General features: G+C 75.3%; 10 protein-coding genes. 7 read left to right on the top strand and 3 right to left on the bottom strand.

The annotated features are described in order from the left end of the window. The first annotated feature begins 60 nt into the window (after window positions 1-60). The 5 genes from BG452_RS23110 (at window position 61) to BG452_RS23090 (ending at window position 5,956) form a co-directional block, all read left to right on the top strand. Window positions 61-732: a transglycosylase SLT domain-containing protein gene (locus BG452_RS23110; RefSeq protein ID WP_188306266.1), complete on the top strand. Its 672-nt coding sequence runs from the start codon at window positions 61-63 to the stop codon at window positions 730-732. 216 nt (window positions 733-948) lie between these two features. Beyond that, entirely contained in the window at window positions 949-1,953 is a 1,005-nt protein-coding gene (locus BG452_RS23105; RefSeq protein WP_188306265.1) for a glycosyltransferase family 2 protein, read from the top strand. Window positions 1,954-2,184: 231 nt separating this feature from the next. Next, window positions 2,185-5,100: an FAD-binding and (Fe-S)-binding domain-containing protein gene (locus tag BG452_RS23100; protein ID WP_188306264.1), complete on the top strand. Its 2,916-nt coding sequence runs from the start codon at window positions 2,185-2,187 to the stop codon at window positions 5,098-5,100. A gap of 260 nt (window positions 5,101-5,360) precedes the next feature. After that, a complete protein-coding gene (locus tag BG452_RS23095) occupies window positions 5,361-5,513 on the top strand; it encodes a hypothetical protein (protein ID WP_188306263.1) in 153 nt (50 codons plus the stop codon). 32 nt (window positions 5,514-5,545) lie between these two features. Further along, a complete protein-coding gene (locus BG452_RS23090) occupies window positions 5,546-5,956 on the top strand; it encodes a PaaI family thioesterase (protein ID WP_188306262.1) in 411 nt (136 codons plus the stop codon). Between the two features lie 51 nt (window positions 5,957-6,007). On the opposite strand, the gene BG452_RS23085 is transcribed toward BG452_RS23090, so the two are convergent. Continuing rightward, window positions 6,008-6,460, bottom strand: a complete 453-nt coding sequence (locus BG452_RS23085; RefSeq protein WP_188306261.1) for a CBS domain-containing protein — start codon at window positions 6,458-6,460, stop codon at window positions 6,008-6,010. 134 nt (window positions 6,461-6,594) lie between these two features. After that, a complete protein-coding gene (locus tag BG452_RS23080; protein WP_188306267.1) occupies window positions 6,595-7,584 on the bottom strand; it encodes a slipin family protein in 990 nt (329 codons plus the stop codon). A 147-nt stretch (window positions 7,585-7,731) separates the two neighbouring features. Here BG452_RS23080 and BG452_RS23075 point away from each other — a divergent pair, with 147 nt between their 5' ends. Then, on the top strand, window positions 7,732-8,505 hold the full coding sequence (locus BG452_RS23075; RefSeq protein ID WP_188306260.1) for a uracil-DNA glycosylase: 774 nt from the start codon (window positions 7,732-7,734) through the stop codon (window positions 8,503-8,505). Between the two features lie 4 nt (window positions 8,506-8,509). Then, a complete protein-coding gene (locus BG452_RS23070; protein WP_188306259.1) occupies window positions 8,510-8,755 on the top strand; it encodes a hypothetical protein in 246 nt (81 codons plus the stop codon). Here BG452_RS23070 and BG452_RS23065 read toward each other — a convergent pair. Next, the coding region (locus BG452_RS23065; RefSeq protein WP_188306258.1) for a CHAD domain-containing protein at window positions 8,752-9,067 on the bottom strand (316 nt) is incomplete at its 5' end. The genes BG452_RS23070 and BG452_RS23065 overlap by 4 nt on opposite strands.

The following is a 9,067-nucleotide window of genomic DNA, read 5'->3' as shown; positions in this document are numbered from 1 at the left end:
GCGATGCCCCGCGCCCGGCGACCCCGGCACGGCCCCCGACGGAAAAGGATCGACCGCTCCATGCAGCTCAGCCATGCCCGCCGCAACTCCCTGATCACCGGCATCGCCACCCTCGTGGTCGCGAGCGCCGCCACCGCCGCGCTCGCCCTCCCGCAGGCCGGGACCTCCACCGAGGCCGCCGCCCCCACGGCCGCCGTCACGGTGGACGGCAAGCCGGTGGCCGACCAGGTGCAGGCCGACACCGCTGCCGCTGCCCAGAAGGCCGCCCAGGACGCCCAGGCGGCCCAGGCGAAGGCCGAGGCGGACGCCTCCGCGCAGGCCCAGGCCCAGGCCGCCGCCCAGGCGCAGGCCGAGGCCGACGCGAAGGCCCAGGCGGACGCCAAGGCCCAGGCCGACGCCGCCGCCTCCCGCTCCCAGCAGCGCCAGGCCCTCCCCGCCGCCCCCTCCGGCACCCCGCAGCAGATCGCCGCGCAGATCGTGCCGGCCGGCCAGCTGCAGTGCTTCAGCAACATCGTGTCCCGCGAGAGCACCTGGAACCCGCTGGCCGTCAACGCCTCCTCCGGCGCCTACGGCCTGGTCCAGGCGCTGCCGGGCTCCAAGATGGCCTCGGCCGGTTCGGACTGGAAGACCAACCCGGCCACCCAGATCAAGTGGGGCCTGGACTACATGAACTCCCGCTACGGCAGCCCCTGCGCCGCCTGGGCGTTCTGGCAGACCCACCACTGGTACTAAGGGCGCCGGCCCCGGCCCGGCCGTCCCTGCGCATACGCCCCAGGCCCGCGACGCACTCCGCGTCGCGGGCCTGGGGCGTCGCCGTCTGGCGTGGACGCGTCCGGAAGGCGGCGTGAAGATATGGCGTACGCTCATACGGTTTGGCACTGATTGTTCGTAATTACGCACCGTCAGCCCTTTGCCACCGTTCGCGCCGCCCTCTTACGCTCCGGCGTCATGCCCTCACCCCTGATCAGCGTCGTGCTCCCCGCCTACGACCAGCACGGACAGCTCGCCGACTGCCTGGACTCGCTGCTCGCCCAGACCCTGGCGAACGTCGAGGTGATCGTGGTCGCCGACCGCTCCCCCGAGACCGCGGGCGAGCTCGCCGACGCGTACGCGGCCCGCCACCCGCGGGTGTCGGCCCTGCACCTGAACGCGGCCGTCGGGGTCGGGGTGAGCCGCAACGCGGGTGCGGCGCGGGCCACCGGCGAGCACCTGCTGTTCCTGGACGCCGACCACCTGCTCCCCCGGGACGCCCTCCAGACCCTCGCCGACCGGCTCCAGCAGACCGGCCCGGTCGACGTCCTGCTGTTCGGCCACTCCCGCCGCCACAACGACCGCGACTGGCCGGGCGGCGCCGAGGCCCTGCTCGCCGAGGCCGGCCCCGAGCCCTTCGCCCCCTTCGACCGGCCCGAACTGTTCGGCGCGCCGCCGCTGATCTGGGACCGGCTGATCCGCCGCGGCCACTGGGAGGAGCTCGGGCTCGCCTTCCCCGACGGCCGCTACGAGGAGATCCCGGTCGCGCACGCGGCCCTGCTCGGCGCCCGCAAGGCCGCCGTCCTGCCGCGCGAGTGCGTCCAGCTGCGCCGCCGGGAGACCGTCCACCCGGCCGGCGGCCCCGGCAGCAGCGTCTTCGACCTCTTCGACCAGTACGAGCGCAGCTTCGCCCTGCTGGAGGACCAGCCCCACCTCTACGCGGTGCGCGACGCCCTGTTCGTCCGGATGGTCCGGCACTACCTGTTCGTCTTCGACCTCGCCGGCTGCGTCACCCGCGCCGAGCGCCCCCAGTTCTTCCACCGCGCCGCCGAGCACCACCGCCGCTTCCTGCCCCCGGGCCACCGCAAGCCCACCGGTCGCGAGGGCATCAAGTTCTCCCTCCTGGCCGGCGGCGCCTACCCGGCCTTCGAGGTCGCCAAGCTCTCCCACATCGCCCGCGGCACCCTCACCGGCCGCAAGTAGCTCAGCGGGCGTGCGCGGTGCCGCCCTCGGCGGCCGGCGCGGCGCCAGCACCTCCATCCACAGCGGCAGGGTGGACCCGCGGAGCCGCATCACGCGGAGCGGTCGATCACGGCTGCCGGGCGTCCCGCATGACACCCCGTCGGCGGAACCCTCGTCGTGCCCGGCTTCCGGACCACGCCCCGGCTGCGATCATCGGCGGAGCCGTTGCCGCAGCCGTTCGGGAGGTCCCCGGTGAGCCGTCCGTCCGCCGTTCCCGGGGCCGCACTGGCCCGCGAGCTGGCCGCCGTGCTGCGCGGGGAGGTGCGGTTCGGCGCCGCCGAGCGCACGGTGTACAGCCACGACGCCTCCAACTACCGGCAGTTGCCGCTCGGCGTGGTCAAACCCGCCGACCCGGACGACGTGCGCACCGCGCTGGCGCTGTGCCGGCAGTACGGCGTGCCGGTGGTGGCGCGCGGGGCCGGGACGAGCATCGGCGGGCAGGCGATCGGGCCGGGCGCGGTGGTGCTGGACTTCCGCCGCCACCTCGGCGCGGTGCCGGCCGTCGACCCCGAGGCCCGCACCGCGCGCGTCCAGCCCGGCACCGTGCTGGACGACCTCCAGCGCGCCGCCGCGCCGTACGGGCTGCGCTTCGGCCCCGACCCGTCCACCCACAGCCGCTGCACCCTCGGCGGCATGATCGGCAACGACTCCTGCGGCTCCCACTCGCTCGCCTGGGGGCGCACCTCCGACAACGTGGAGCGGCTGGAGCTGCTGCTCGCCGACGGCACCGAGCTCACCGTCGGCGGGCCGCTCGACCCCCAGGGGCGCGCGGCGCTGCGCGCACAACCCGAGCGGATCGGCCGACTCCACACCCAGCTCCAGGAGTTCACCGACCGCAACCTCGCCACCATCCGGCAGGGCATGCCGCGACTGCCCCGCCGCACCTCCGGCTACCCGCTGGACGCCCTGCTGCCCGAACGCGGCCACGACCTCGCCCGGGCCCTGACCGGCTCCGAGGGCACCTGCGCGCTGCTGCTGGGCGCCACCGTCCGTCTGGTCGAGGCCCCCGCGGCCCGCGCCCTGGTGGTGGCCGGCTACCCCGACGAGGGCGCCGCCGCCGACGCCGTCCCGGCGCTGCTGCCGTACGGTCCGCTGACCGCCGAGGGCATGGCCGCCGACCTGGTCGCCGCGCTGCTCGCCGCCGGTCCGCGCCCGCCCGCCCTGAACCGGCTGCCCGCGGGCGAGTGCTGGCTGTTCCTGGAGACCGGCGGCGCCACCGCGCTGGAGGCCTACCAGTCCGCCCGTCGGCTCGCCGACGCGGTGCGCCGCGAGCGCTCGGCCACCGTCGCCCTGGTCACCGACCCGGCCGAGCAGCGCCAGCTGTGGGCCGTCCGGGAGGCGGGCGCCGGGATCGTCACCCGGCTGCCCGGGGGTGGCGAGGCCTGGCCCGGCTGGGAGGACTCCGCCGTCCCGCCCGAGCGGCTCGGCGACTACCTGCGCGGGCTGCGCGCCCTGCTGCGCCGACACGGCCTGCACGGCGTCCCGTACGGGCACTTCGGCGACGGCTGCGTGCACCTGCGGATCGACTTCCCGCTGGACGACCCCCGACGGCGCCCGCTCTTCCGGGAGTTCCTGGAGCAGGCGGCCGATCTGGCGGTCTCGTACGGCGGTTCGCTCTCCGGCGAGCACGGCGACGGGCAGGCCCGCGGCGAACTGCTGCCGCGCATGTACCCACCCGAAGTCCTCGCCCTGTTCGGCGAGTTCAAGCGGATCTGGGATCCGGAGCAGCTGCTCAACCCGGGCGTGCTGGTCGACCCGCGCCCGCTCGACGCCGACCTGCGCTTCGTCACCGCCCCGCGCCGCCCGCTGCCACTGGCCCTGCCGTACGAGCAGGACGGCGGCAGCCTCGCCAAGGCGGTGCACCGCTGCGTGGGCGTCGCCAAGTGCGTGGACCCGACCACCGGGGTGATGTGCCCGAGCTACATGGCCACCGGCGAGGAACGGCACTCCACCCGGGGCCGGGCCCGGCTGCTCGCCGAGATGCTGCGCGGCATGGAGGCACCTCCCGGCCGCCCGACTGGGGGAGCGATCCCGGACGGCTGGCGCTCGGCCGAGGTACGGGAGGCGCTCGACCTCTGCCTGAGCTGCAAGGGCTGCGCGAGCGACTGCCCGGTGCACGTCGACATGGCGACCTACAAGACCGAGTTCCTGTACCAGCACTACCGGCACCGGCCGCGCCCGCTCGCCCACTACTCGATGGGCTGGCTGCCGCTGTGGCTGCGGGCGGTCGCGCTGGCGCCCGCGGCGGCCAACACCCTGATCCGCTCGCCGGCCGGCCCCCTGCTCAAGCGGCTCGGCGGGATCGACCGGCGACGGGTGCTGCCGGTCTTCCCGCCCGAGACCTTCACCCGCTGGTACCAGCGCCGCCGGGCCACGCACCCGGCCCCGGCGGGCGCCCGGCCGGTGCTGCTGTGGCCGGACACCTTCTCGAACCACCTCCAGCCGAACGTGCCGCGCTCGGCCGTCGAGGTGCTGGAACACCTCGGCTTCGACGTCCGACTGCCGGAGGGCCCGGTGTGCTGCGGCCTCACCTGGTACTCCACCGGCCAACTCGACACGGCACGACGGGTGTTGCGACGCAGCCTGGGCGCACTGGCGGCCGCCGGGCTCCCGGCCGACACCCCCGTGGTCGGCCTGGACCCCAGCTGCACCGCCACCCTGCGCGAGGACCTCCCCCGACTGCTCGGCGAGGACGGCCGCCCGCTCTCCGAACGGACCCGCACCTTCGCCGAGTTCATCGACCAGTACGCCCCGGACGCCCCGCTCCCCCGCGTCCGGCTGGACGCCGTCACCCAGACCCACTGCCACCAGCACGCGGTACTCGGCAGCGCCGCCGACCGCCGGATCGAGGCCCGGCTCGGCCTGCACAACCGGGTGCTGGACTCCGGCTGCTGCGGACTCGCGGGCAACTTCGGCTTCGAGCAGGGCCACTTCGAGGTGTCCGAGGCGATCGCCGAGCGGGTGCTGCTCCCCGAGGTCCGGGCGGCCGGCCCCGACACCGTGGTGCTGGCGGACGGCTTCAGCTGCCGCACCCAGATCGCCCAACTCGCGGACGGGCGAAGGGCCCTGCACCTGGCGGAGCTGATCGCCCGGGAACTGCGCGGCTGACGCCTGTCTTTCGGATCCTGCCGGAAGGGCCAGGACGTGCGCCGCGAGGAAGGCCCCGGCATGCCCCGCGGCCTCCTCCCGGCTCGGACGGTCCGTTCGCGCCGGGCGGTGCCGTCGGCACCTCCCGGCGCGAACGGACCGTCCGGCTGCTCGCCGAGACCCTCCCGCTGGACGCCGAGCGCGGGCAGGAGCGCGCACTCTGGCTCAGCTTCGTCACCACCGCCCGCACCCGCCCCGAACTACGTCCCCGCGCCGCCGAGTTGCAGACCGGCCTGGACGCGCCGGTCCGACGCGTCCTGGTCGAGATGGAGCGCTCCGGCGCCCTCACGCCCGGCCTCGACCTCGACCTGGTCGGACCGGACGAAATGCGCACGGTGCCCAGCCGCCACCTCGACACCCTGGCAACCGCCTGACAACGCGCCAACGCGCCCGCCACAATGGCGCGATGACCCTCACCCCCGCCGAGGCGGACAAGATCCTGGCCGAGAACTTCGCCCCCTGGGTGCAGGACCTCGGGCTCACCACGACCGAGACCGGCGAGCGCCACGCCGTGCTGCGGCTGCCCTGGTCCGACCGGCTCGCCCGCGAGGGCGGCGGACTGTCCGGCCAGGCGCTGCTGGCCGCCGCCGACACCGCCTGCGTGATCGCCCTCTCGGCGGCCCGGGGCGGCTTCGCGCCGATGACCACCGTCCAGCAGTCCAGCAGCTTCCAGCGCGCCGTGGCCGGTCAGGACGTCCTGGTCCACGCCCGGGTGACCAAGCTCGGGCGCCGGATCGCCTTCCTCGACGTCACGCTCACGGCCGAGGGCGCGGAGGAGCCCGCCGCCCAGGCCGCCTCGGTGTACGCCCTCGGGTGACCCCTGGCCGGGCCGCTCGCGTGCGGCCCGGCCCGGCCCGGCTCGGCCCGGTCAGCCCTGCAGGGCCTCCTTCTTCGGTGCCTCCTCCGCGCAGACCGCCGACACGAACTCCGCGAGCCGGGCCTGCGGCAGCCCGCGCGCGATGTCGGCCTCGCTGATCATGCCGACCAGCTTGTGCTCCGGGTGGTTGATCACCGGCAGCCGGCGCACCTGGTACTGCTCCATCACCCGCAGCACCTGCTCGCAGTCCTCGTCCGCCTCCACCGTCATCGGCCGCCCCTGGGCCAGTTCGCCCGCCGTCACCGCGGCCGGGTCGCGCCCCTCCGCGACGCAGCGCAGCACGATGTCGCGGTCGGTCACGATGCCCAGCAGCCGGTCGTTCTCTCCGCAGATGGGCAGCGCGCCCACGTGTCGTTCCCGCATGATCCGGGCGGCGGCGGCGAGCGTCTCGTGCTCGCGGATGCACTCCGCCCCCGGGTGCATGATGTCGCTGGCGATGGTCATGGTCCGCCTCCTGACCTGGCTTCCAGCCCCCCGTCCATCCTGGTCCGACCGGGTGACGCACGCCACCGGGCACCGCCGCCGGCACCACTCCCGGCACCACTACCGGCACCGCCCGGCACCGGGTCGCGCCCCGCTCAGGCCGTCGTCTTCGGCTCACTGCGCTCCCCGCTCTGCTGCTGCCCGTCCGGCTCCGCCCCCTCCAACGGCGAGCTGGTCAACACTTCGTCCAGTGACGGGAGTTCGTGCTTGGGCAGCTCGCGGCCGACCTCGGGCTCCGGCACCTCGCCGCTCGCCACCGCCCGCTCCGCCGCCTTCCCGGCGGCGGCCACGGCGGCGGCCGCCAGCAGGTCCCGCTGCTGGGACTCCGTCGCGCTGTCCAGGAACCGCAGCAGCTCCACCGGGAACGGCAGCACCAGTGTCGAGTTCTTCTCCGCCGCGACCTCCACCACGGTCTGCAGCAACCGCAGTTGGAGCGCCGCCGGGGTCGCGCTCATCACCGCCGCCGCCTCCGACAGCCGCTCCGAGGCCTGGTACTCACCGTCCGCCGTGATGATCCGCGCCCGCCGCTCCCGCTCGGCCTCCGCCTGGCGCGCGATCGAGCGCTTCATCGACTCCGGCAGGGCGACGTCCTTGATCTCCACCCGGTCGATCTGGATGCCCCAGCCCAGCGCCGGACTGTCGATCATCAACTCCAGCCCCTGGTTGATCGGTTCGCGGTTGGCCAGCAGGTCGTCCAGCTCGCTCTTGCCGATGATCGACCGCAGTGAGGTCTGCGCGACCTGGGAGATCGCGAAGTTGTAGTCCTGCACGTTGACGGTCGCCTTCACCGGGTCCTGGACCTGGAAGTAGACCACCGCGTCGACCCGTACGGTCACGTTGTCCCGGGTGATGCCCTCCTGCGCCGGGATCGGCATCGTCACGATCTGCACGTTCACCCGGCGCAGCCGGTCCGCGATCGGCATCAGCGCGACCAGCCCCGGCTGACGGATCTCCTCACGCACCCGGCCGAAGCGGAACACCACGCCCTTCTGGAACTGCTGGACCACCCGGATGCTCAGCCCCGCCCAGACCGCCCCCAGCCCGACCAGCCCCCCGAGGGCACCCAGCACCGCATCGACGATCATCGCGGCCTCCTCGCGGCCTCCGCACACACCGGCGCGTCCGGCCACCGCCGACCCGGCCGGGCCGAGGGCCACCGGAGCAACTCCTTCCACGCTACGCCTGCCCGGACACCGCCGGAGCGATCGCCCGGGGCCCCTAGGATCAGGGCCATGCAACCGGCCCCCGCCGATGACCCGAACCACCCCAGCCACCCCGCCGAGGCCGCCGCCCGTGCCACCGGGCTCACCGGCCTCGACCGGGTCGTCACCCACTGCCGGGCCTGCCCCCGGCTGGTCGCCTGGCGCGAGGAGACCGCCCGCACCAAGCGCCGCGCCTACCAGGACTGGGACTACTGGGCCCGCCCCATCCCCGGCTTCGGCCCACCCGACGCCCCGCTCGTCCTGGTCGGCCTCGCCCCCGCCGCCCACGGCGCCAACCGCACCGGCCGGATCTTCACCGGCGACCCCTCCGGCGACCTCCTCTACGCCGCCCTCCACGACCTCGGGCTCACCAACCGCCCCGAATCCGTCCGCCACGGCGACGGCCTGGAGCTGTACGGCGTCCGGATCACCGACCCGGTCCGCTGCGCCCCGCCCGACAACAAGCCCAGCACCGCCGAACGCGATACCTGCCGCCCCTGGATCACCCGTGAACTCCAGCTGCTGCGCCCCACCGTACGGACGGTCGTCGCCCTCGGCGGCTTCGCCTGGCAGGCGATGCTGCCGGTGATCGCCGACGCCGGCTGGATCGTCCCGCGCCCCCGCCCCACCTTCGGCCACGCCGCCCGGGTCACCCTGCCCGCCCGCGACGGCGGCCCCGACCTGCGGCTCTACGGCTGCTACCACGTGAGCCCGCGCAACACGAACACCGGCCGGCTGACCACCACGATGCTCCGCGACCTGCTGCGCGAGGCGGCCACCTCGGCGGGGCTCAGCCCCCGGTAGGGCCGTGCTCCCCCTCCCCGAGGAGGGCCGGCACGTCTTCGCCTTCCCCGCCCCACCGGACAGCCCCACCCGCCGCGCCTTCGCGGCCGCCGCCCACACGGAAACCCGGCTCCGCGCCGGCTCCGACGCGCCCCCGGGCACCCCGCGCGGTCGCACCGACGGATCGCCCGGGTACGGACCGCTACCAGGAGGAGCTGCCGGCACGCTCGGCCGCGGGCTGATCCGACGGGCCCCGAAGGAGCGCCGCTAACCGAACCGGGCCAGCTTCCGCCCCGAGGCCGCCGCCCACACCTCCGGCAGCCGCCCCCGTGCCCGTGCCGCCTCCGCCAGCTGGCCCGCGTACAGCACGCCGTAGGCGAAGGGCTCACCGTCCGCGGCCGCCTGGCCGACCAGGGCCGCCGCGGCGACCACCGCGTCCTGGTGCTCCCCCAGCACCTCCTGGACGGCCTTCATCCGCTCGGCGAACCGCTCCGCCGCCGCGCCGACCGCGGGGGCCGCCGTCTCGCCGGCGTAGCGGGCGCGCTTGGCGGCCTTGCGGGCCTCGTGCAGGGCGCCGTCGCGC

The organism is Streptomyces sp. CBMA123 (assembly GCF_014596465.1).
GTDB lineage: Bacteria > Actinomycetota > Actinomycetes > Streptomycetales > Streptomycetaceae > Kitasatospora.
This window is presented reverse-complemented; position numbering and strand designations above follow the sequence as displayed.